This window comes from Chryseobacterium sp. 1B4 (assembly GCF_036631475.1).
Lineage (GTDB): Bacteria > Bacteroidota > Bacteroidia > Flavobacteriales > Weeksellaceae > Chryseobacterium.
The window spans coordinates 25,883-48,707 of record NZ_JAPNUF010000001.1 but is presented as its reverse complement, the minus strand read 5'-3'; the positions used below and the strand labels follow the sequence as shown (position 1 = coordinate 48,707).

Sequence of the window (22,825 nt, the reverse complement as noted above, 5' to 3'; positions counted from 1 at the left end):
TTTTAATTGTAATACAATATTCTTATCTACGTATTGATAAAAGTATAAATTAATTTTCAACAAACAAAAACTTTTATTATACAAAGCATAAAGAGGGTATAAAAAGTAAATTTCAATCAGCCTGTTTATGTTTTCGTCATTTTACGGTTTTGCTGTTTTACCTTTTTGCCATTTCGCTCTAATTAATACAGCTTCCTGTTAATCACTCTGTCCATATAATCCTGATACCAGGCTTTTGCTGTTTTCTTTCCCTGCTCTACTTCAGGATTTTTAACCTCATTAACCAGATTCTTTTCAAGGCCCAGATCAGATTTATCATACACCCCTACTATTTCTTTTCCGTCAAAACGATAAATATAATTTCCGATCATGAACTGCTCCATGCTTCCGTCAGAATTCACAACAATGAAAGGATATTTCTTATCGCTCACAAGACTTCTCCCCCAGCTTCTGATAGGTTTGTTATATCCGATAAGATCAGCCAGTGTAGGATATATATCTGCCTGCTGCGCAATTTCCTGACTGACTCCTTTAAGCTGGTATTCAGGATTCGGAGAATAGAAAATCAACGGAACAGCATAACGGTTCATTGCTCTCTCATATTCCGGATAATATACCTGGTTGGTATGATCTCCCGTGAAAACAAAGATCGTATTATTGAACCAAGGCTGTTTTTTAGCTGTTTCAAAATATTTCTTTATTGCATAATCCGTATATTGTATCGGTTCATGCATTTCTATTTTTCCCTTTTTAAATTTTCCGTTGTATTTTTCAGGGATTTTAAAAGGGTGATGTGATGAAGCCGTAAACACAGTAGTCATAAAAGGCTGTTTTTTTCCTACATTTTTTGCAAAATACTGAAGGAAGGGTTCATCCCAGATCGCCCACATCCCGTCGAAATCTTCATCATGATTATACTCTGTTTTCCCGAAATAATGCTTAAATCCTAAGATATTTCCGAAACCAAGGAATCCCATAGAACCATTTGGGGCTCCATGATAGAACGAAGTGTCATAGCCAAGATCATTGCATACAGAAACAATAGACTGGATTTTCTGATTGGAATAAGGTGATCCTGTAAATGCATCCGTAAGACTCGGAATTCCCGCCAATACGCTGCTCATCCCATGAATTGATTGTCTGCCGTTTGCAAAAGTATTCGGAAAAATAAGACTCTGGGTTGCCAGACTATCTATGAACGGTGTATAAGAAACATAGTCTTTGATATTTTTATCTTTATTGAAAGCTCCTGAATATTCTCTCCCGAAAGATTCTACAATAAAAATAACGATATTCGGACGGTTTTTTACTTTTCTGTCATACACTTTATAAGGCTGTACATACTGTTCTATATCTTTTTCACTCACAAAATGAACTTCCTTGAAATTATTGGTATTTAAAGTTCTTAAAAAGGAGAAGGTACTGTTGAGCACCATATTTCCCTGCAGCGGATTCGTTACAAAACGGGTCGCATCTACCATATTAATAGGTCTCGTACTGTGTTTAAAGTCACCTCTGATTCCTCCCACAACCAGTACAGCAGTGATGCACAAAGTAATAATGGAGGTAATAAAATAAGGCAGCAGCTTCAGAGGTTTTACCTCTTCAACTTTTATTCTTTTATAAAGGAAAACCCACAGAATCATCAGAATGACATACCAGATCAGCACGAAAGGATGTTGTCCGATAGAAATCATCAGTACCTTAGAAACATTAGATTCGTGCTCAGCTACCTGAAATACGGCTGAGGTAAGCCTTGCCTGTGAAAATTTATAGTAAATAAAATCCCCGAAATTCATCGCATAGGCAATCCCGTTGGTAATGAAATACAGCCAGAAAAGAATTTTCTGAAAAATTTTCTTTGTGTTAATGACCAAAGGCAGTAAACTAAGGAGTATAAATAAAGCATTGACATACAGAATCGCTGTGGTATCGAAAGCCGTGCCGTGGTATGCCAGCTTTATATATTCTGAAACAGAGTCAACCTTAATCAGATCTTTATTGAAATACCAGAATAAAAGTCTGGCGATCTGGTAAAAAACATAGGCCAGAAAAATCCGGTAAACCAATACCAGAACTTCCTGTTTTCTAAATCCTTTTAAAAATTTCATGGGGCAAATTTACATCAAAATCATTTTAATGCGTTTTTTAGTTCATATTATTTTGAGTTAGAATTTTTAAAAACTGTAATTTTGTGTTTATGGATTTTATAAAGAATAATCTGGCCAATGCTTTAACCCTGGCTAATTTATTTGCAGGCTGTATAGGTGCAATACATCTAATATTAGGAGATTATCAGACAACGGCAATCTGCCTTATTCTCTCCTCAGTTTTTGATTTTTTTGACGGCTTTGTAGCCAGAGCTTTAAAATCGAACTCCAATCTTGGTCTTCAGCTTGATTCCCTTGCGGATATGGTAAGCTTTGGAGTCATTCCGGGACTTACGATGTATAAAGCGCTTGAACCGTTTGGAGCAGAGCTTCTTGGGATTCACTTTCCATTTGAAATCAAATATATCGGGATCATCGTTACTGTATTTTCCTGTCTGAGACTTGCCATCTTCAATCTCGATGAAGAGCAGCGCTACTATTTCAAAGGATTAAACACGCCTACCAATACGGTTTTACTTTTTGGTCTTTATTATGCTTTTAAAGAAACCGGAAATTTCAGCTTTTTGTTTGAAAATGAACTGCTGTTGATTCTGCTGACTCTTCTTACTTCATGGCTTCTGATCAGCCCGATTAAAATGATGGCAATGAAATTCAAATCCAGACAACTAAAAGACAACTACCCTAAAGTTGTATTACTGGTGGGAGGAATTGCCATTCTTGCCCTACTTCAGGTAGTAGGAATTCCGATGCTTGTTATTTATTATATATTGGTGTCTCTTATTTTTCAGGGACAGTTAAAATAACTTATTAAAATAAAACACATTTCAAATTATTAATCACCGACATGAATTTAAAACTCCATAAACCACTTTGTATTTTTGACCTGGAAACCACAGGAACCAACATCGGGAAAGACAGAATTGTTGAGATCTGTATCCTAAAAGTAAACCCGGATGCTTCCAGAGAAAGCAAAACATGGCGCGTCAATCCGGAAATGCCGATTCCTAAAGAATGTAGTGAAATCCATGGTATCTATGACGAAGATGTAAAAGACGCTCCTACTTTCAGGGATATTGCCGCTAAAATTATGGAAATGATTTCTGGAAGCGACCTTGGAGGCTTCAATTCCAACAGATTTGATGTTCCGCTTCTGGCTGAAGAGCTTTTAAGAGTGGGAATGGATTTTGATCTGAGTAAATTCAGACTGGTAGATGCACAGACTATTTTCCATAAAAAGGAACCCAGAAACTTAGGCGCAGCTTATCAGTTTTACTGTGGAAAAACATTAGAAAATGCACACTCTGCCGAAGCCGATGTAATGGCAACGTTTGAAGTTCTGGATGCCCAGGTCGGAAAATATGATGATATTCCGAATGAAATAGCGCCGTTAAGTGAATTCACATTCCATAACAAAAATGCAGATCTTGCCGGATTTATCGGATATAATGAGAAAATGGAAGAGGTTTTCAACTTCGGGAAATATAAAGGCCAGGGAGTGAAAGCAGTGTTCCAAAAAGATTTAGGATATTTCGGATGGCTTCAGAATGCTGATTTCCCGCTGTATACCAAGAAGATTTTCACAAAAATACAACTGTCAAGCAGATTTTAACATGTCTGATCTGGTTCGTTTTAAATTTTATGAAACTGCCCTTGAAGCTAACAGGGACAAACAAATTCTGGCTGAAAACGGAATTAACAGCTTTATTGCCAATGAGCAGCTCATTCAGTCAGACTGGCTTCTGTCACAGGCGGTAGGCGGTATACAGCTTCAGGTATTTGAGGAAGATGTGGAAAAAGCCCGGCAGATTCTTCAGGATTATAAAGACAATGAACAATATTCTCTGGAAGTGGAACACACCATTGAAGATCCTGAGTTTGATTTTGTATGCCCGAAATGCGGCTCCAATCATATCTACAGGGATGACAGTGCTACCAGCTTCTTCGGAATTTCTTTTCTGACAAGTCACAAATTCAAATGTTATTATTGCGGGAACGAGTTTACCCACTAATTTATTTAGGAATCAATAGTCTTTAAACAATCCAGAAAATTGCTTCGCACCTCGCAGTGACGAGGTCAAAAAAATAAAATAAAAGAATTATGAAAATCATCTGCATAGGAAGAAACTACACTGAGCATGCGAAAGAATTAGGAAACGAAATTCTGAAAATCCTGTTATCTTTATGAAACCGGATACAGCTGTTCTAAAGGGAAATGATTTCTACATCCCTGAATTCTCCAATGATATTCACTACGAGCTTGAAGTGGTATTAAAAATTTCTAAGGGAGGAAAATATATCCAGAAAGAAACGGCACACAAACATTATGAAGAGATTGGTCTGGGAATAGATTTCACGGCGAGAGACCTTCAGAGCGAGCTGAAAGCAAAAGGACTCCCATGGGAACTTGCCAAAGGTTTTGATGGCTCTGCTGTGGTAAGCAGCTTCTTTAAAAAGAGAACTTCAATCTGGAGAACCTTCAGTTTTTATTATTAAAGAATAAAGAGAAGGTACAGGATGGCAATACAAAAGATATGATGTTCAACTTTGACGACATTATTGCATTTGCCTCCCAATACTTTACGTTAAGAGTAGGAGACCTTATTTTCACAGGAACTCCGAAAGGGGTTGGAAAGGTAGAGGAAAATGATATCCTGGAAGCTTATCTTGAAGAAGAAAAAATCCTTGATATCCGAATATTATAAGTATTTAACATCATAATCTGGCAAATTTTTCATATCTTTAGATAACAAAATTAGAGGTTATGATAAATATTGTATTACCCGTAGATTTTGGGGACAAGACAGACCAACTGGTAGACGGTGCCATAAAATTTGCAAAACAGCTTAACGGCAAAATTTACCTGATCCACGTAGCGCCATCAGATATCGGCTTTGCCATTGGTGATATGGGATTTCAATATTTTCCGGAAGTGGAAGCCAACGAGATCAGAGAAGAGCTGGTACAGCTTAATAAGATCGAGCAGAGGATCCTTGCCCATGATATCGATTGTGAACACCTTTTAAAACAGGGAATTGCCAAAGATATTATTCTGGAATATGCCAAGTCCAAAAATGCAGATTATATTGTGATGGGATCACATGGCAGAAGCGGAATATATGATGTATTCGTGGGAAGCTTAACCAAAGGAATTACAAAAAGCTCAAGTATTCCTGTTCTGGTACTTCCGATACACGACTAAGAAAAAGAAAATTTTAATCGTTAGTAATAAAAAAACCGATCAAAGCATATTGTTTGATCGGTTTTTTACTATATAACCAATTAATTAACCTTCTTTTTTGTAGATATTCGGATCGTAGTAAGGGTGCTTACCTTCCGTTGGAGAATAATAGTCTTTATCTTTGTCGCCACCAAGTGTAACCACCAGTACATAGCACCAATAAGTGAATAGTACACAGCAAACTATAAACAGAATCCAGTTTAAAATATTACCGAAAGCATCAAAGAAACCGAAAGACCATTTGAAAACTTTGCTTAAGAATAGAAAGAAAGACGTCATTATTTTCCTTTTTTAAATTAACTTTGTACAAATTTATAAAAAATGTTTAAATTACTTTCAAAAGAAAGCAATATTTTTTCAATTCCTGTTTATATTGGTTTTCTTCTTTTAGTAGTAATAATATTTAACATACTGAATTTCAATACTTACGAAGCTATTGTTGCCGGAATAACTTTTCTGGGAATTGCTTTGGGATATTTTTGTTTTCACAGTATTGCTCTTAATTATCAGACCCATCTTCCATTATTCCTGTATACTTTTTTTATTTTCGGGCTGTACCCCGGAAATCTGGATATTGGAATTGCCGTTTCGCTGCTTACCAACTCTTTTCTACTTCTTCTTCTGACCAGTGCAGATGAGGATGTCAGGAAAAATCATATGTGCTGGTGGGGGCTATTGTAGCGCTGAATTTTATTTTTCTTCCCACTACCTGGCCAATGGCTGTTTTTGTGATCATCCACGTGATTGCAACTTCTGCCAAAATCGGGCTGAATCTTTTCAGGTTCCTTCTGGGAATCGTCATGATTACATTCAGCTATTTTTCTGTCATGTATTTCGTTCAGTTTACTTCATGGAATATCGATTATTTTCCGTTTGGAAAAATGAAACCTGTTACAGATTACACCGAGCTTCTGCCACTTATTCCTGTGGTGCTGATGCTTATTTATGCCGTATATGACCATTTTAAAAATTATAATAAAAAAGTCCGATAAGCAGATATAAGTATACTTTTCTGCTGGTCTTTTCAGTGGCACAGCTTGTCACCATTATCCTGTATATGAATAAAAGCTATGAATACCTGCTGCTGCTGGCATTCCCTTCAAGTATTATTCTGAGCAGAATGATGAGATTTTTACCTAAATACTGGATGCGTGAAGCCAGTGTATGGCTTATTATTATTAGTTTACTGGCCTTTAAGGCGGGTACAGTTTTTGATTTATTTTAAAAAATTATGATTCAGATAGACGATAAATTGATTTCAGAGGAAATTTTTTCCGAAGAATTTGTTTGCAACCTTTCGAAATGTAAAGGTGCATGTTGTGTGGAAGGAGATGTGGGAGCTCCGTTGGATAAAAACGAGCTTGAAATATTGGACAGTATTTTTGATAAAATAAAACCTTATCTTACCCGGGAGGGAATCAAAGCCCTTGAAGAGCAGGGAACATGGACTACTGATCCGCACGACGGAATGTATGTTACTCCTATGGTGGAGAACCGCGAATGTGCTTATGTAACATTCGATGAAAAAGGAATTACCAAATGTGGTATTGAAAAAGCGTATGAAGATGGTGCTGTAGACTGGCAAAAGCCGATCTCCTGCCACCTCTACCCGATCCGTGTTACGGAATATTCTGCTTTTACTGCATTGAATTATCATGAGTGGAATGTATGCAGTGATGCCTGTACACTTGGAAAAGAGCTTCAGGTTCCTGTATATAAGTTCTTAAAAACTCCGTTGATCAGAAAATACGGCGAAGAATTCTATACCGTTCTGAGCGAAGCTGCTGATGAATGGAAAAAAGAATATGGTTCTTAACCTGTAAGGATTGAATTAAATAACAAAAACCGCAGACTGATCTGCGGTTTTTTATTATTGTAAATAGTGAAAAGTTATTGTTTTACAACAGCAGCTCCTGTAACTTCTATTTTAGGATCTTCTTTTTTTGCTTTTTCCCAGCCGTCTTCCGGCATTAGAGTCGCTACAATTCTGCCTTTTGTAAGGTATTTCCTGGCCACATCCTGAAGATCTTTTACCGTAAGTGCTTTTACTTTATCCTGATAATTTAAGATATCATATTTATCACTTCCGTCCAGCTGATTCTTGGCAATAGCATTCATCCAGAACATATTATCTTTAAGGTCTGTTTTGTTATCGTTATATTCTCCTTCTTTGTATTTGTCAAGATCTTTTTGTTCAGGCCCGTTGTCAATCAGTTTCTGAAGCTCTGCAATAGCGCTCTTCGTCAGCTTGTCTACATTTTCCGGTCCACAAGGAAAACTTATACTGAAGTTATAGCTACCATAAGGAACCCTGTTCATACCTCCTCTGGCCCCGCCGCCGTAAATACCGCTTTCGTCTTCTCTCAGTTTTTCGATTACTTTAATAGTAGCCACTTCTCCAAGAGCTGACAATGCCAGTGCTTCTTTTTCGTTATAAGGCGCTTCTCCTGTATAAGAAATGGTTACCATACTCTTCGGATCTTTTCCTTTTTATATACCTTGGTATAATCTCCTGTCATCGTTCTGTATCCTGTATCCTTAAACATTGTTGTTTTTCCTGATGAAGGCAGGCTTGCGATATACTGCAGGACTTCATTTTTAAACTTCGCTTCGTCAATATTTCCAACGAAATAGAACTGGAAGTTCCTGCATTGGCAAATTTATCCTTATAGATGTCATATGCTTTTTTATAATCCGTATTCGCCCAGTCTTTTTCCATTGGAAATACTCCAATGAACCGTGGATTCTTCTGGTTCATAAATTTCGCGTGCTCATTAGAAAAATAAGCCTGGGGGTTAGATAACAGGTTATTCGTCATTGCCGACTGCTTTTCTTTGTATGCATTAAAGGATGCCGGGTTATAATTTAAGTTTGTAAAATATGCATACATAAGCTCCATAGCCGTTCCTAAATCTTTTTGTGTAGTTCTTCCGGAAACACCTTCAAAAAGTGATGTCACCATAGGATTTACACTTACCTGTTTACCGGCAAGATAGTTGGTAAGATCCGCTTTGGAGAAACCGCCTACCCCAGCTTCCGTCAGTGCAGCAAAAGCAAACTGTGTTTTGTTGTAATCGGCATCCGGAACCAGAGAACTTCCTCCTAAGCTTCTTGCTGTAAACACAATTTCATCGTCTTTGAAGTCTGTTTTTTTGAAAGTTACTTTAGCACCATTGCTTAACGTCCAGGTTGTTGTCCCTAATTTTGTATCCGTTTCTGTTTTCGCAATCTTTCCTTCAGATTTGAAAGGTTTTATTAAATTTTTGATCGCGGCTTTTTCTTCATAAGGCTTAAGATCAGCCATTTTCACCGCATCAAATGTATTGAGAACCATTGCTTCTGTAGGCATGGCTACATTATCTTTTTTAGGTCCGGTGATCACAATTACCCTGCTGTCATCTTTCACCATTTTTTTGATGATTTCGTTGGTCTGGGCAAGAGTAACAGAAGGCAGGAAAGATTTGGTATCTTCATACTCCCAGGCAATACCAGGAATTGGTTCCTGCTCCAGAAAGTTTCTTACATACTCACCAACCAGCATATCACTTTCTGTTTTATCCCTGTTGTTATAAGATCTTTCAAGGTTGGAAAGAACCTGAGATTTTGCCCTGTCAAGTTCAGACTGTGTAAAACCGAATCTTTTTGCTCTTTCCACTTCTTCCAGTAAAACTTTCAGTCCATTAAGCTGATTTCCTTCTTTTACTATAGCAAATCCCTGGAAAGCTTCTTTGCTTCTTGCATAAGTGCCTCCATGGTATACGGATCCAAAAGTAAAAGGGGGATTTGTAGAATTGATCAGTTCTCTCAGTCTGTTGTTCAACATCGTTGTTGAAAGATTTTCTATAATACTTTGATTGTACTGTTCAACGGTTACATCCGGTTTGTAGGCATCAGCATCTTTCATGATAAACTGGACCATAGAATTGGTAGCATCAGGATCCGTTTCAACAGCTATCAGCGTTTCTTTATGGTTCGGAAGATCAAAAGATTTTCTTTCTCTGGGCTTTGAAGGATTTTTATATTTGCTGAAATTGTCCTTAATTTTTTTCAATTTCATCCACATTGATATCTCCTACCACAATAATGGCCATCAGATCCGGTCTGTACCAGTCCTGGTGAAATTTCCGGATAACATCAGGCTTAAAGTTTTCCAGTACTTCTTTTTTACCGATCGGAAGTCTGTCCGCATATTGAGACTTGTATAAAAGCTTGGGAAGGTATTTATCCATCATTCTTTTATCCGGTCCAAGACCCAATCTTAGCTCTTCAAGAACCACTCCTCTTTCTTTATTGATCTGCTCATCAGAAAGGGTGGCATTAAATGCCCAGTCTTCCATTACTTTCAGTCCGGCATCCAGATTTCCGGGTTTATCCAACGGAACAGGGAGCATGTAAACAGTCTCATCGAAGCTGGTATACGCATTAAGGTGCTGTCCGAATTTGACCCCGATTGACTGTAAAAAGTCAACAAGTTTATTATCTGGAAAATTTTTGGTCCCGTTGAAATTCATGTGCTCCATAAAGTGGGCCAGCCCTCTTTGATTCTCATCTTCAAGAATAGATCCGGCATTGATAGCCAGACGGAAATCTACTTTCTTCTCAGGCAGGGTATTTTTTTTGATGTAGTACTTCATTCCGTTGGAAAGGGTACCCATTCGCACGGAAGGATCCACAGGAATATTCTGTGCAAAGGCATTTGCAGACATTAAAAAGATGACTGCAAATGAAGATAATACTTTTTTCATGGTATTTGATTTTATTTACGGCTTAAAACTACCAATTATTCACAAGGTGAAGAAATCATAAAATCAGGTTTGATAGTTAAATTTGAGTTAAAAATATTAATATATCAAAAAAGCCGGGAAATTCCCGGCTTTTATACGTTAAAAAGTGATTTTTTATTTAAAATCAGCATCTGTAACTCCAGAGTTGATGACAACCTTTGTCGTTTTAATGGTCATTTTCTGCCCCCCTCCTTCAGCATCCAGTTCAGCAGGGAACTGTATTCCGTCTACAGTCATATAGCTCTTAATAGTTGCATTTCCTTCTCCGGCATCCGTCTTATACAAAAGTCCGGTTCCGGCATCAAAATAAAATTTTCCTTTATCTGAAGACAATACATTATAGTCTTTTCCGTCAAGTTTTTCTGTAGATACGGTCTGGAAATTAGAAGCATCAAATGCTAATGCATCAATGGGTCTTCCTTTTTCAGATCAGCAATTTTATCAGCAGGAATATCTGTTTTAGTTCCCATCTGGTCAAAATATCCTTTTTCTCCATCGAAAAGCTGAATCATTTCTTTCCCCATGAAAGATTGCACAGATTTGAATTTATTTCCTAATTTCTTAGTTGTCATTTGAATTTCCATTCCCTGTACAGCCACGGTGTTATCAGTAATGGTAGATTTTACAGCGTCCAGTTTATCTTTTCCACCTAATGCTTTGAAATAATTATCAATAACTTCTTTAGGTGTAAGTTTTGATTTTACGGCTTCTGTTTTAGCAGATGCAGCCCCTTTTTCTGAGCTGCTGCAGGCACTGAGAAAAGGACAGCGCAGAAAAACGGAATGATGATCTTTTTCATATTTATAATAAAGTTTAGAGAGTAAATATAGGAATATTGGCGGACATACAAATTAATAATGAGTAATGAGCAATCAGTAACGCTTGATAATTGATAGATGATTATGATGAAGGATTAATTTCAGGTATGGGATATATAATAAAAAAACCGCCAAAAATTGACGGTTTCCAAATATTTATATCTGATATAATTATTTCTTAAGTTCTTCTAAAAATTCGTCGTGAGAAATTTTAGTTTCTTTTTTGCTTGCTTTTTCAAGAATTACATCTTTTAATTTAGCCATAGCTACTTCAGAAGAAATTTGTCTTACCTGCTCCTGATCCTTCAACATTTCAACAGCATACTTCTGGATTTCTTCATCACCTAAGTGGTGGATTCCGTAGATTGCCAATTGATTTTTCACTAACTGCTCAGCCTGAGCCAATACATCAGCATAGTCAAGGTTGATTTCGTTTTCAGTCATCAGTTTACCTTCGATGATCTGATATTTCAACTGGTTTTTCTCAGCTTCAAGAATTTCTTTAGCCTGCTCTTCAGACTGGATGTTCTGGTTAGAGAATAATAACCACTTCACGAGGAATGATTCAGGAAGTTTTACCTCTTCTTTCTCAGTTACCTGCTCCAATACTTTATTCACGAAGTGAACATCAGCATTCTGCTGGAAATACTCATCCAATTCAGCTTTTACTTTCTCTTTAAGCTCTTCTTCAGATTTGATGTTTCCTTCTCCGTATACTTTGTCGAATAAATCCTGATTAAGTTCAGCTAAATTTAATGAATAGAAATCTTTTACTTTTACTTCTATTTCATTGTGGTGTAAATGCTCTACTTCTTCTTTGCTGAATCCTAATTCTTTAGCTAATTCTTCATCACCTGCAAGCGTTTCTTTAGTCACTTTTACAGACCCATCCATTTTCAAACCTTTTACCAGTTTGAAAGCCTCTTTGTTTTCAGCTGTAATAGTAAGGTTTTGGGTGGTGGTGGTGCTCTCCTTCAGCATCTTCTTCCACAACCTGAGAAACTTCTAAAGCAATGTAAGAATCTTTAGTGATTTTATCTTGAGGAACCTGCTCAGCGAAACGCTTCTGCATGTTTTCAATACTCTTACCGATTTCTTTGTCAGAAGCTTCTACTTTGTAGTGAGGTGCTTCATATTTAGCTAAATCTATAGTGAATTCAGGCTCAAATCCTACTTCGAAAGCAACTTCCAATTGATCAGCATTGTAATCGAATTCGTTTACTGGCTGAGGAATAGGCTGACCAACTAATCTTAATTTGTTTTCATTAACATAGTTGTTCAATGCATCAGAAACCTGTCTGTTGATTTCTTCAAATGCAATACCTGCTTCATATTGTTTTTTAACCATACTCAAAGGCACTTTCCCTTTTCTGAATCCAGGAACTTGCGCATTTTTAGCATAATTAATCAACTGCTTCTCTACTTTTTCTTTGTAGTCAGATTTTTCCAATGTTACTGTAAGCAATGCACTTACGTCATCATGGTTTTGTGCGGTAACCTTCATTATTGATTAAAATTTTAGGTTGCAAAAATAGGAATTTTTTATGAAAATCACCCATTTAAAATCAACTTATAACGCCAAATATTGTTAAATAAAAAACCGCCGGAGAATTCCGGCGGTCCAAACAAGATTAATTGTCCTAATTACTTAGGTTGTATTTTGCTTCAGCATCAGTTTCTCCTCCTACTACACTTCCCCAGGCAGTTCCTGATTTAGCATCATTTACGCTTTGTGGGGAGTGAATAAGGGTTAATTTTAAGAAAGGTTCTGTTCCGTCAACAGCTTTCACAACAGTCCATTTTGTTCTCAATCCTACTCTCTTTCCATCACTTCTAAGATCACTGCCATCTACTCTTTCTACAGTAATACTGGATTTTGGAAAATCGAAAATTAAAAAATGTTCGTTTTTAGCATCAATAATCTCCTGGGTTGCATCTTCATTTCCGTTTTTGAATTTTGCCTGAACGGTATAGCTCTTTCCGTTTGTAAGGGGAATCGTAGGTGTTCCTCCTGCACCAATACTGTAATCATAGCTTTGAGTAGTTCCGGCTGCATCATCTGTTACCAACAAAACGATATTGGTAAGTTCTTCCTGAGGAAGATCATCTTCTTCTGCAGAGCCGTTTCTCTGACAAGAAGTAACAACAGTAACGGTGATAAATAAAACAGCTAATAATTTGATGATATTTTTAGTATTGAATAGTTTGTTCATTGTTAAGAATTTTAAAATTGTAAAATTTTGATTAAATAATTTTTTGAAATCTTTAGAATCTATATCTAAAGTTTAAGATAAAGTTTCTTCCTGCCTCATCTGCAAAGAATCTCAAACGGTTCAGATACTCCCTGTAAGAAGTATTGAAAAGATTATTTACGATAAGTCCTGCAGAAAGATTTTTGCTGATATTGATTCCCGTCTGGATATTCCAGAGCGAGTATCCGTTTGGCGGGGTACTGAAATCAATTTCCTTATCCACCAATTCGCCGTTCACATACAGCTCCAATGGTGCATTTCGGATCGGGAATCTGGTTTGTTTTAAAAATGTCTGATTTTCAACAGTGAAATAGAAGTTACTCCATTCCTGTTTTTTAAACTGCAATGCATTGGAAAAATTCGGCGGCATCATCAGAATCAGTGGTTCATTATGGGTATCATCCTGACCATATACATAGCTTCCTTTTCCTACATAGGTAAGTTCATCTGTAAGCCTCCAGTTGATATCAAGATCAATTCCGTACATTTTTGCATCAATCTGCTGATACACCCATTCCGGAAATACTCCTCTTATCGTTCCTTTGATTCCTACCGGAATTTCATTAATGAAATTTTTAGTGATGAAAAAATATGGATTTACAGAAACATTCAGACCTTTGAGAACATTGAATCTTGAGTCAATATTTAAATTAAACTGATGTCCCTGCTCATTTTTTAATCCCATGTATCCTGTTTCAATAATACCTGCAGAATGGTGCAATCCATCTGAAAATAATTCAGCAACGTTCGGAGATCTTCCCACTTTTGCATAATTAAATTTCACATTAAAATTAGCATCGGGACGATATTCCAAACCTGCGTTGAAAGAAACATTATTATAATTAAGCTGAGGACGTGTCAGAACTCTGTTCTGATCTGTTTTCACATAAAATTGCGGATAAGTATCTGCATATGATTTCTCCCAATCGCTTTTATCATACCATTTGGTTACATCATAACGTGTGAAATCATATCTTGCCCCTGCTTCAAAATTGAATTCAGGTGAAATTTTATATTTGAAAACAGAATATGCTCCAGCAGAATATTTATCATAATTCGGGATCAGACGTCTTGCTTTTGTTGCCGGGTCTGAGTAATTGTTTTGAAAGCCTACATCAATGCCGGTTTCCAAAGACCATTTTTCCCTTTCTAATAAATCATTAACATTGAACTGATGTGTCATCAACGCCAGGTCAAGAGAAGGCGTATCACTTAAATCTCCTCTTCTGATATCATATTCCTGTCTATGGTTATACTGATAGCTATATGTTGCCGACAGTTTTCCTATATTTTCAAATCTTTTGAAAGCGGAAACTTTTGCAATGTGATGCTCAATAACCTGTCTTGGATTGTCAATATCATAACTGAATTTCCCTGAATATATCGGAGGATTGGCATTCATAGCCCTGTCGTAATCTTCAGAAGTTGAAACGTGTGAATCTCTTAGTATCCCAATATTCTGATTTGTCAGATAATAATCAAAAGAGATTCCTCTTTCATAAGTATTATTCTGAACAGTAAAATTGAAGGAAGAAAAATCCATCCCTGTATTTTTCAGATTATAGTTGGGAGCACTCTGGTCACCAAGCTTTTTAATGCTTCCGCCAGATTTTACCGCCCATCCGTTTTTCCAGACTTTAGCAACATCTACATCAAGTCCAAGACCCCTTCCGTTGGAAATCCCAGTAAGACCAACTGAGCCTTTAATAGTATCCTTTTTAGGGAAAATTTCCGGCTCCATTACCACGACTCCACCAATAGCATCGCTTCCATATTTCAAAGCAGAAGCTCCTTTAATCACGTCGATATGCTGAAAATTATTAATATCAACGTTCGGGGCATGTTCTACTCCCCATTCCTGCTCAGCAAGACGTACCCCATTGTTCAGGATGCTGATTCGACTTCCATACAGCCCATGAATAACAGGTTTTGAAATATTATTCCCGGTTTTCAAAGCCGTCACTCCTGAAATTTTAGATAATAAATTTCCCAGATTATCTGTTGAGTTTTTCTCTATATCAGATTTATTGAGAGTCTTCACTACCAATGAACCGTTATTTTTATGGCTTCCATGAATGGTGACGGTTTCAATATCTTTGATATGATGTTCCAGTGTAATCACCAGCTGAACATCCCGATCCACTCCTATATTTTCAGTATAATCATTGCAATCAGGATGTTGTGCAACGAGTGTATACTTTCCTGCAGGAATTTTATCAAAAGAAAATTTACCTTTCTTATTGGTTTTAGCTGTAAAGTTCCCGATCTTGATCACTGCATTTTCCAGCAATGTTTTATCATGGAAATCCTGAACGGTTCCCTCTACAGTATAAGTTTTTTGTGCACTTGTAAATACTGATCCGCAAAAGATCAGCAGCAGGCAATATATCAATTTCATTGTAAATAGATGATTGCGTACCCTTTTTAATTTCAATAAGGTACATTTTTCGTTAAAAATTGTGGGAAGGGTTTGTTTTGTAAACTGTACATTTACAATGTAAAAAGTAAAATGTATTAATGATGAGCGATTAAAAGTTAGTCCCTGAAATCGTTAATAATAATCATTATCAAATGATTTCCAACAGCTTTAAACTTTGAACATCAAACATTGAACTTTAAACCCTATAGAATCTATGAATTATGAAAGTGCGGGCGGTCCCCGAAGCTGAAAGGTGAATTTGGTCTGAGACCAGATTTTCTCCTGGATGGCGATGATCTGTTTTACTTCATGGCTGTAATGCTCAAAAGTAAAACTGAATTCTTCAGGAGCTAATGTATGTCCGGTAACCAAAAAGTGGCAGGCCAGACAGTCGCCAGCTTTCTCTTTAGTAACGGCTTTCGTCACCGAATTCTCGACTTTTTTAAAATGAAAAGCTTTAAAATAACCGACAGAATCATGATGGTGAAAGCTTTGAGAAAGCAGTGCGAGGAAATATATCCCAAACAATAGCCTGGAGATAAAATTCTTTAAATTTCTGCTTTCTTTAATCATGGTTCAAAATTATGAAAATAATTTAATTGTTCCCTTAAACTTTTATTAAATTACTTAATGACTATGGATAATAAGTTGTATTGAAGAGAATTCTGTTACAAAAAAATGCTTCATCCTTTTAAATTGATGAAGCATTTCTATTTTATTTAATCCAGTTGGGTTCCCAGGTATTCCCACTCCTGTAATGCCGTATCTAAGTCTTCCTTAGCTTTATTATACTGCTCCAGGGTTTCGTCTGAAGGATTTTCTCTGGCAAAAGAAGCTTCCATTTCTTCAATTTTGGTTTCAAGCTCAGAAATTCTTTCTTCTACTTTCTTGATTTTATTCTGAATATTTTTCTGTTCTTTACTGATAATATTTGAACTCTGGCTGATTACAACAGGTTTCTCTTCTACTTTCTTAGGTTCTTCCTTCACCTCATTATGAAGTTTGGCTTTTTCTGCAGAAATTTCCCTGATGGTTTCCTTTTGTCTGTACTCAAGGTATTCGTTGATATCTCCAAGGAATTCTTTCATTTTCCCGTCACGGAATTCGTAGATCTTATCACAAAGTCCCTGCAGGAATTCCCTGTCGTGCGAAATCACAATCAGTGTTCCTTCAAAGTTCTGTAATGCCAGCTTGATGATTTCCTTAGACTGGATATCAAGGTGATTGGTAGGTTCGTCCATAATCAGTGTATTAAAAGGACGAAGCAACAGCTTACAAAGTGCCAGACGGTTTCTCTCCCTCCGGAAAGTACTTTTGTTTTCTTAGTAACGGCATCTCCTGGAATAAGAAAGATCCTAATAAATCTCTTACTCTTGGTCTTGTTTCTTCCGTTGCTGCATCTTCAGCTTCTTCCAGAACTGTTTTATTAGGTGTTAATACCTCTTCCTGATTCTGTGCGAAATATCCGATATTGACATTATGCCCAAGATTCCATGTTCCTGAATAGTCTTTGATATCTCCCGCCAGAATTTTAGCCAGTGTAGTTTTCCCTGGCCGTTCTGTCCTAAAAGAGCAATCCTGTCTCCTCTCTGAACGATGAAATCTACATGGTCAAAAATCTGTTTGTTACCGTAAGCCTTACCAAGGTTTACCGCTTCGAAGATTACTTTTCCCGGAACCATAGACTGTACGAAACGGATATTGAATTTTGAAACGTCTTCGTTATCAACTTCAATACGTTCTATTTTATCCAGTTTTTTAATAAGCGACTGCGCAAAAGATGCTTTTGTAGCACTTGCACGGAACTTATTAATATTGTCTTCCATCTGCTTGATCTCCGCATCCTGATTCTTTTAGCCTGAATCAGTTTCTCACGGCGGTCTTCTCTCATGATGAGATATTTGGAATAGTTGGCTTTATAATCGTCAACCTTTATTATTGATATCGAAAGTACGGTTACAAACCGCTGTCATAAACTGCTTATCGTGACTTACCAGAACAATAGCTCCCGGATAGTCTTTAAGGAAGTTTTCAAGCCAGATGATGGATTCCATATCGAGGTGGTTCGTAGGCTCATCGAGAAGCATGATATCATTCTTCTGAAGCAGCAATTTTGCCAGTTCTATTCTCATTCTCCATCCTCCGGAAAATTCATCGGTAATCTTTTGAAAATCATCTGCCTTAAAGCCTAAACCAAACAACACTTTTTCCATATCCCCTTCAAGGTTGTAGGCATCATGATTCATCAAGAGATCATTCAGCTCGGTCATTTTATTAATCAGGTCCGTATAAGAATCACTTTCGTAGTCTGTTCTGACTGCCATCTGGTGGTTCACTTCTTCAAGCTCGTTTTTCCAGGCATTAATCTGTTCAAAAGCCTGCATGGTTTCATCCCAAACCGTTCTTCCTTTTACGAAGTCAAGATCCTGCTTCAGGAAACCAATGGTAATACTTCCTTCCGTGACAACTTCTCCTTCGTAGAAATTAATTTCTCCGGAAAGCATTTTCAATAAAGTGGATTTCCCCGCTCCATTTTTACCTACCAGACCTACTTTATCATCCTTTTTAATGGTGAAATTGACATTTTGAAATAAATAATTTCCTGAATGATGTAATCCTAAACTCTGAACCGAAAGCATCTTAATTATAATTAGTAATGAATAATGAATTTTCGCCGGCAAAAATACGGAAAAAGAAATGAATAGCCCAGAAATAAAAAAATGGTCCGTTGTGAAGTGCTTCTCTTCTATATAGATGAGACTTAAAAAAGGAGACACCATCAGATGTCTCCTAACCTAAATTTAAAACTGAGAAGCGTTGGCACTACTTTTTTATTTTATTGAATGCGATCTTTTCCGGTGCTTTTAAAATGGAACGGATCCAGATATCATTATTCGGAACACTGGTTCCATATAGAAAGTCAGCCACAAAACTGTCTTCCGGCAGGTGAAGCTCTGCAGAAAGCCTTATACAGTTCGTCTGATCAACAGAGGTACTGCTTGAAACGTTTAATCCGTTATTGATCAGCTCAATATTAATTTCATGTTGAGTTCTATACCGGAAACTATCACTGTACAGACCAAAGTTTGATGAAATATGAATATAATCTGCAAATTTTCCAAAATCATAAACCGGCTTTTTGTTTACAGAAAGATCTTTGATATATTCCTTCATTTTGCTATAAAACCGGTCAAGAAAAGAATGCCTGTTATAGTCTGTTCCGAAATAAGCTTCATTCCCGGCACTAAATACGGCTGATACTGCATTGGTTTCATCCATCATGAGCTTTCCATATATTTTTGCCAGCTCATTGTACACTTTATTACGGCAAACATAGGCTTTTGAAAGTCCATTGACTGTCTCTACTTCATATCCTGAGAGCAATGCATCCCAGATTTTATTTCCATCCGTATCCGTTTTGGTATTTCTGATTTCTGAAATATAGCTGTGCAGATCATCAGTATTGATAAACTCTGTAGAAATATATACAGATTGTGGCCCTTCCAGATATCCGCCTCCTATATCAGCATGGTCTCCCGGCACAAAGATTTCTTTCCAAACAGATGATCTGGTTTGTAATTTCTGATCCTGCATCGCTCTTGAGTTTTCAAAAAAACCGGTAAGCGGAAAGAAAACCTGCTCTCATTGACCGCACAGATGTGCAAAGCATTTTCTACCCGGCCCGGAATATGCATATTATAAGTATTAAAAGGTCTGGACTCTACGGTATCAAAAGCGCCTAAAAATTTTATTATGCAATTTCCCGGCGCATAATCAGTCAAAAACTGATTGCAGAAAGTTCTGGCAAGCATTCCTCCTCTCCCGAATCCATAAAGATAAAAGTGATATTCCGCAACCTCATTGTCAACTAAATTTTGTACAAAATCCCCAGCTTTCTGAAGTTTGTCATCTGAAGAATACCCGTTTCCATAAGGTGGGTTTGCGCAGGTTGTCATCGCAAAATTATTATCTTCACTACCTGTTACGGTTCCAATTCCTTCAATATATATTTTTTCTTCTCCAACGAATAAACTGTATAATTTATAGATATTGGTGAAGGTGCCATAATAGCTTTCATTATTGTTCAGCGGTTTATCCGGTGAAAGAATATTGCCCCATTGTTTCCTGTACCGTCAAAGAAAATCCCGACGGAAATCACTCTGCCATTCATGCTTTACTTTAATTTTTTATTACAGATCGTGTTTGTGTTTTTTTCAACTAAAATCCCTGAAAGAGACATTTCAAAATAACAGAAGAAAAACAAGGCTGGCTAGAGTGAAAAGTACCAAATAAAAAATTCCGTATTTCTACGGAATGCAATTATATTTTTTCAAGAGAGTAAATATTGTTGACAATGGCATAGATGACTATTCCTACTGTATTTTTAGCTCCTATCTTTTCCAGAATACGCTGCCTGTGGCTTTCCACAGTTCTTGGGCTGATGAAAAGTTTTTCTCCGATTTCGTTATTGGTCAATTCCTGGCAGATCAGCTTTACGACATCTTTTTCTCTCTCGGAAAGTTCATCTTCTGTTTCAAAAGAGATTTTTTTGGCCGAACTGTTCATGTAGGTAAACAGCATCTGATGGTCTTCAGCAGTGAAAAAAACGCCGTTTTTATCCACCATTGTAATGGCTTCAATAAATGTTTTTTATTTGAGTTTTTAGGAAGAAATGCCGATACACCCAGCTTAACCATATAACCCAGAATAGAGGTTTTATAATGGGAAGACAGGATAATGATTTTAAGGTCCGGATATTTTTCTTTAAGGATTTCTACCAGCTCAAAGCCATTCATAGGTTTCATCTGAACGTCTATAAGGGCAATATCAGGAAAATCATCTTTTGAAAGTTTTCCGAGGTCCTCTATAAAATCGGGGCCGTTATCAGCGGTAAGACTTACCGATATATTTTTTTCATTGGACAGCAACATTTTTACCCCTTCGAGGATGAGCTGTTCATCATCAATCAGTGCTAGTTTGATTTGGGAACTCATGATATTTTGGAATTTTTATGATTAAACGACTTCCTTTATTCAAAAAAGTTTTTTTCCATTTGTGTGTGGCATTCATTGATTTGATACGGGATTCTATATTTTGATTCCCATTCCTTTTTCCACTTCTTCGTATTCAAACCCCTGTCCGTTATCAGAAATGACAACCACTGTATCTTCCGGATAATCTTTAATGTAAATCCAAAGATCCGTTGCATCCGAATGTTTGATCACATTGGTAGTAAACTCCTGAATAATCCTGTACAGCTGCACTTCTGCAAAAAGGTCTTTCTTCTCATATCCCGGCATTACCTGCAATGAGATATTAATCTTATGGGAAAGATTCGCAATCAGTTCTTCCACATATAAAACCAGCCCTACCGATTCGAGATTAACAGGATATAACGAATGGGAAATACTTCTGGCTGCATCAATCAGGGAAGACATCTGGCCGTAGATATTTTTTTGATCTGCTCATCCCCTTGTGTGTCAAGGTTATTCAGCCATAAAGAAAGAATATTGAGACGGTTTCCGATATCATCATGAATCATGACCGCAATTCTTTTTCTTTCTTCTTCCTGAGCTTTGATGTTTTCCAGCACCAGTTTTTTCTGGTGAAGAACTTCCGCCTCATGCTGTGCATTCTTTTCCTTCATAATCCTGGTTATAAAAGTTCTGTAAGCCAGCAGAATAAAGGATACTATAACTGTTATGGTAACAATTATAAGGATCAGCAGGTTGATATTTAAGGTTACTTCTTTAATCTGAAAAAAGTATATAAAAATGAACAGTACAAAATACCCGAAAGAATATTATTGGCACTGAGAATAGTATAATAATCGTTTTCTGACAGATTGGCGATCTGGTGCTGGATGATAAAAATAAATACCGAAACGGAATAATAGAAAAAATACTGGCATCTGCAAGAAGGAAACGGTTCTGTAAGGAAGTATTTTTAATTTCCCGGATCAGGGTAAACCGAAAGACAAATGATTGTGATATTGGAAACTACTTTTGCAATATCAGCATTTGCAGGATAATCAAATCCGTATTTTGAGATCATAAAACCCGCTGCAAGTATACCTACAGCTCCAAGAACAGATTTTGGCCAATCCAGCTTTCTGATAAATAAACCGGCCAGTAGAAAAAATTCTCCTGCGATATATAAAGGATAGAGGAATGATGTATCATTAAGACTGAAGATATAAGGCAGTGCCAGATTCAGCAACTCAATAAAAAAAGAAAACAATATAATGAAAATACTGCTTTTCTTTAGCGTTTAATATGCGGTACTTTGCTGCTCCCAGCAGTATAACAGACAGAAGCAGTGCATAATTCAGGAATAAAATTATCTTATAAAGTTCAGCCATTCCTCAGCGTATCATTTAAAATTCGCATCCTACGTCTACATCCGGTATACGGCAGATAGGCGGACATGGTTTGGCCCAGTCATAGGTATTGGAGATAGTATCGACACCGAGTTCTGCATTTCTAAGATTCTCACGGAAAGAAATAAAGATAAGAGTTACGAGCATTTTCCCATAAATATCATTATATCTGATCCCGAAAGAACAGGTAATACCTGCCAGGCCTTCATCTGAAAGACAAAGGTCTGCTGTAGGAACATAGAATTTTCTGAAAATTCCGCTTCCTTCGTTTTCTCTGCTCTCTTTATAAAACCAGTCCATTCCTTCATTTCTCCAACGTTGAATCGCTTCTACAGCTATATCCTGTTCAAGAACCGGCGTACTGGTTACCGGGAATCCCATATTCATATTTTTCTCAGTACTTTCAAGATTTTTAGAAAGAACCGCATTTCTAATAACCGTATATTCCTGAATTTCCTGTAATTTCAGATCTCTGTCAAGCTCAGTAAGAAAACTGTATGGATATTCTTTCAGATCTATTTTTCCCCCATCGTTATTCATGGGATAAAAATAAGGATCAAGCGGTCCCTGTAAATTCCGACTGCTGCACAAAAGTCTTTATAGTCACTGAACCCTTTCATCCACTCAAGGTGTTCTCTGGAAATATTAAAAACGTAATTGGTTGGAATAAGTTTTTGAAGTTTTGAAAAGTCAGAAAAGGATGCTTTCCACTCATTTGATGCTGCTCTGCATTCTTCTACAGGCAGCATATAATCTACAATGTTTAATGTTAACATAAGCATAGTTTTTAGTCGTATAAAAATAGATAAACTAAATATGCTATG

23 protein-coding genes and 4 pseudogenes are annotated in these 22,825 nt (G+C 36.9%); 7 read left to right on the top strand and 20 right to left on the bottom strand.

The features are described 5' to 3' along the window. Positions 1-182 precede the first annotated feature (182 nt). Positions 183-2,111: an LTA synthase family protein gene (locus OWR28_RS00330; RefSeq protein ID WP_332385016.1), complete on the bottom strand. Its 1,929-nt coding sequence runs from the start codon at positions 2,109-2,111 to the stop codon at positions 183-185. A gap of 89 nt (positions 2,112-2,200) precedes the next feature. Between OWR28_RS00330 and OWR28_RS00325 the strand changes: the two genes are divergently transcribed. From OWR28_RS00325 to OWR28_RS00305, 5 genes and pseudogenes are all read left to right on the top strand, one after another. Next, complete coding sequence (locus OWR28_RS00325) at positions 2,201-2,914, top strand: CDP-alcohol phosphatidyltransferase family protein (protein ID WP_332385015.1); 714 nt, start codon at positions 2,201-2,203, stop codon at positions 2,912-2,914. A gap of 41 nt (positions 2,915-2,955) precedes the next feature. Continuing rightward, positions 2,956-3,720 (top strand): 3'-5' exonuclease, encoded by a 765-nt coding sequence (locus OWR28_RS00320; protein ID WP_131435691.1) that lies wholly within the window; start codon positions 2,956-2,958, stop codon positions 3,718-3,720. 1 nt (position 3,721) lies between these two features. Beyond that, on the top strand, positions 3,722-4,120 hold the full coding sequence (locus tag OWR28_RS00315; RefSeq protein WP_278351908.1) for a putative signal transducing protein: 399 nt from the start codon (positions 3,722-3,724) through the stop codon (positions 4,118-4,120). 89 nt (positions 4,121-4,209) lie between these two features. Beyond that, positions 4,210-4,813, top strand: a pseudogene (locus tag OWR28_RS00310) (fumarylacetoacetate hydrolase family protein). A gap of 59 nt (positions 4,814-4,872) precedes the next feature. Continuing rightward, positions 4,873-5,310 (top strand): universal stress protein, encoded by a 438-nt coding sequence (locus OWR28_RS00305; RefSeq protein WP_332385014.1) that lies wholly within the window; start codon positions 4,873-4,875, stop codon positions 5,308-5,310. 84 nt (positions 5,311-5,394) lie between these two features. On the opposite strand, the gene OWR28_RS00300 is transcribed toward OWR28_RS00305, so the two are convergent. Then, positions 5,395-5,628 carry a DUF6341 family protein gene (locus OWR28_RS00300; RefSeq protein ID WP_332385013.1) on the bottom strand — a complete coding sequence of 78 codons (234 nt, stop codon included), beginning with the start codon at positions 5,626-5,628 and terminating at the stop codon, positions 5,395-5,397. A gap of 42 nt (positions 5,629-5,670) precedes the next feature. Here OWR28_RS00300 and OWR28_RS26695 point away from each other — a divergent pair. Both OWR28_RS26695 and OWR28_RS00280 read left to right on the top strand, forming a co-directional pair. Next, positions 5,671-6,574, top strand: a pseudogene (locus tag OWR28_RS26695) (DUF6427 family protein). 6 nt (positions 6,575-6,580) lie between these two features. Beyond that, positions 6,581-7,165, top strand: coding sequence for a DUF3109 family protein (locus tag OWR28_RS00280; RefSeq protein ID WP_332385009.1), 585 nt, complete (start codon positions 6,581-6,583; stop codon positions 7,163-7,165). Between the two features lie 74 nt (positions 7,166-7,239). Here the strand turns inward: OWR28_RS00280 and OWR28_RS00275 are convergent, their stop codons facing one another. The 18 genes and pseudogenes from OWR28_RS00275 to OWR28_RS00190 all read right to left on the bottom strand — a co-directional run bounded on the left by OWR28_RS00275 (position 7,240) and on the right by OWR28_RS00190 (position 22,777). Further along, the gene (locus OWR28_RS00275) at positions 7,240-7,818 is read right to left on the bottom strand and encodes an insulinase family protein (protein ID WP_332385008.1); all 579 of its coding nucleotides are present in this window, start codon (positions 7,816-7,818) and stop codon (positions 7,240-7,242) included. A gap of 46 nt (positions 7,819-7,864) precedes the next feature. Continuing rightward, positions 7,865-9,400, bottom strand: coding sequence for a hypothetical protein (locus OWR28_RS00270; RefSeq protein ID WP_332385007.1), 1,536 nt, complete (start codon positions 9,398-9,400; stop codon positions 7,865-7,867). Continuing rightward, entirely contained in the window at positions 9,387-10,094 is a 708-nt protein-coding gene (locus OWR28_RS00265) for a pitrilysin family protein (RefSeq protein ID WP_332385006.1), read from the bottom strand. Before OWR28_RS00265 ends, OWR28_RS00270 begins: the two co-directional genes overlap by 14 nt. A gap of 153 nt (positions 10,095-10,247) precedes the next feature. Then, entirely contained in the window at positions 10,248-10,466 is a 219-nt protein-coding gene (locus tag OWR28_RS00260; protein WP_332385005.1) for a hypothetical protein, read from the bottom strand. A 65-nt stretch (positions 10,467-10,531) separates the two neighbouring features. Then, entirely contained in the window at positions 10,532-10,732 is a 201-nt protein-coding gene (locus OWR28_RS00255; protein WP_332385004.1) for a hypothetical protein, read from the bottom strand. A 390-nt stretch (positions 10,733-11,122) separates the two neighbouring features. Beyond that, positions 11,123-12,455, bottom strand: a pseudogene (locus OWR28_RS00250) (trigger factor). A 136-nt stretch (positions 12,456-12,591) separates the two neighbouring features. Continuing rightward, positions 12,592-13,164, bottom strand: coding sequence for a hypothetical protein (locus OWR28_RS00245; protein WP_332385003.1), 573 nt, complete (start codon positions 13,162-13,164; stop codon positions 12,592-12,594). Between the two features lie 52 nt (positions 13,165-13,216). Further along, the gene (locus OWR28_RS00240; protein ID WP_332385002.1) at positions 13,217-15,601 is read right to left on the bottom strand and encodes a TonB-dependent receptor; all 2,385 of its coding nucleotides are present in this window, start codon (positions 15,599-15,601) and stop codon (positions 13,217-13,219) included. A gap of 240 nt (positions 15,602-15,841) precedes the next feature. Then, the gene (locus OWR28_RS00235; protein WP_332385001.1) at positions 15,842-16,195 is read right to left on the bottom strand and encodes a hypothetical protein; all 354 of its coding nucleotides are present in this window, start codon (positions 16,193-16,195) and stop codon (positions 15,842-15,844) included. A gap of 146 nt (positions 16,196-16,341) precedes the next feature. Beyond that, positions 16,342-18,261: pseudogene (locus tag OWR28_RS00230) on the bottom strand (ABC-F family ATP-binding cassette domain-containing protein). A gap of 184 nt (positions 18,262-18,445) precedes the next feature. Further along, the gene (locus OWR28_RS00225) at positions 18,446-19,216 is read right to left on the bottom strand and encodes a hypothetical protein (protein WP_332385000.1); all 771 of its coding nucleotides are present in this window, start codon (positions 19,214-19,216) and stop codon (positions 18,446-18,448) included. Between the two features lie 726 nt (positions 19,217-19,942). Next, positions 19,943-20,188 carry a helix-turn-helix transcriptional regulator gene (locus OWR28_RS00220; protein WP_332384999.1) on the bottom strand — a complete coding sequence of 82 codons (246 nt, stop codon included), beginning with the start codon at positions 20,186-20,188 and terminating at the stop codon, positions 19,943-19,945. Next, entirely contained in the window at positions 20,185-20,616 is a 432-nt protein-coding gene (locus tag OWR28_RS00215; RefSeq protein ID WP_332384998.1) for a response regulator transcription factor, read from the bottom strand. The genes OWR28_RS00220 and OWR28_RS00215 overlap by 4 nt, the downstream gene beginning before the upstream one ends. Before the next feature lie 93 nt (positions 20,617-20,709). After that, the gene (locus OWR28_RS00210; RefSeq protein WP_332384997.1) at positions 20,710-21,060 is read right to left on the bottom strand and encodes an ATP-binding protein; all 351 of its coding nucleotides are present in this window, start codon (positions 21,058-21,060) and stop codon (positions 20,710-20,712) included. Beyond that, positions 21,048-21,269, bottom strand: coding sequence for a hypothetical protein (locus OWR28_RS00205; protein WP_332384996.1), 222 nt, complete (start codon positions 21,267-21,269; stop codon positions 21,048-21,050). The genes OWR28_RS00210 and OWR28_RS00205 overlap by 13 nt, the downstream gene beginning before the upstream one ends. 299 nt (positions 21,270-21,568) lie before the next feature. After that, positions 21,569-21,862 carry a hypothetical protein gene (locus OWR28_RS00200; RefSeq protein WP_332384995.1) on the bottom strand — a complete coding sequence of 98 codons (294 nt, stop codon included), beginning with the start codon at positions 21,860-21,862 and terminating at the stop codon, positions 21,569-21,571. Positions 21,863-21,998: 136 nt separating this feature from the next. Then, positions 21,999-22,541, bottom strand: a complete 543-nt coding sequence (locus OWR28_RS00195) for a hypothetical protein (protein ID WP_332384994.1) — start codon at positions 22,539-22,541, stop codon at positions 21,999-22,001. Beyond that, positions 22,538-22,777 (bottom strand): hypothetical protein, encoded by a 240-nt coding sequence (locus OWR28_RS00190; RefSeq protein ID WP_332384993.1) that lies wholly within the window; start codon positions 22,775-22,777, stop codon positions 22,538-22,540. Before OWR28_RS00190 ends, OWR28_RS00195 begins: the two co-directional genes overlap by 4 nt. Positions 22,778-22,825 lie beyond the last annotated feature (48 nt).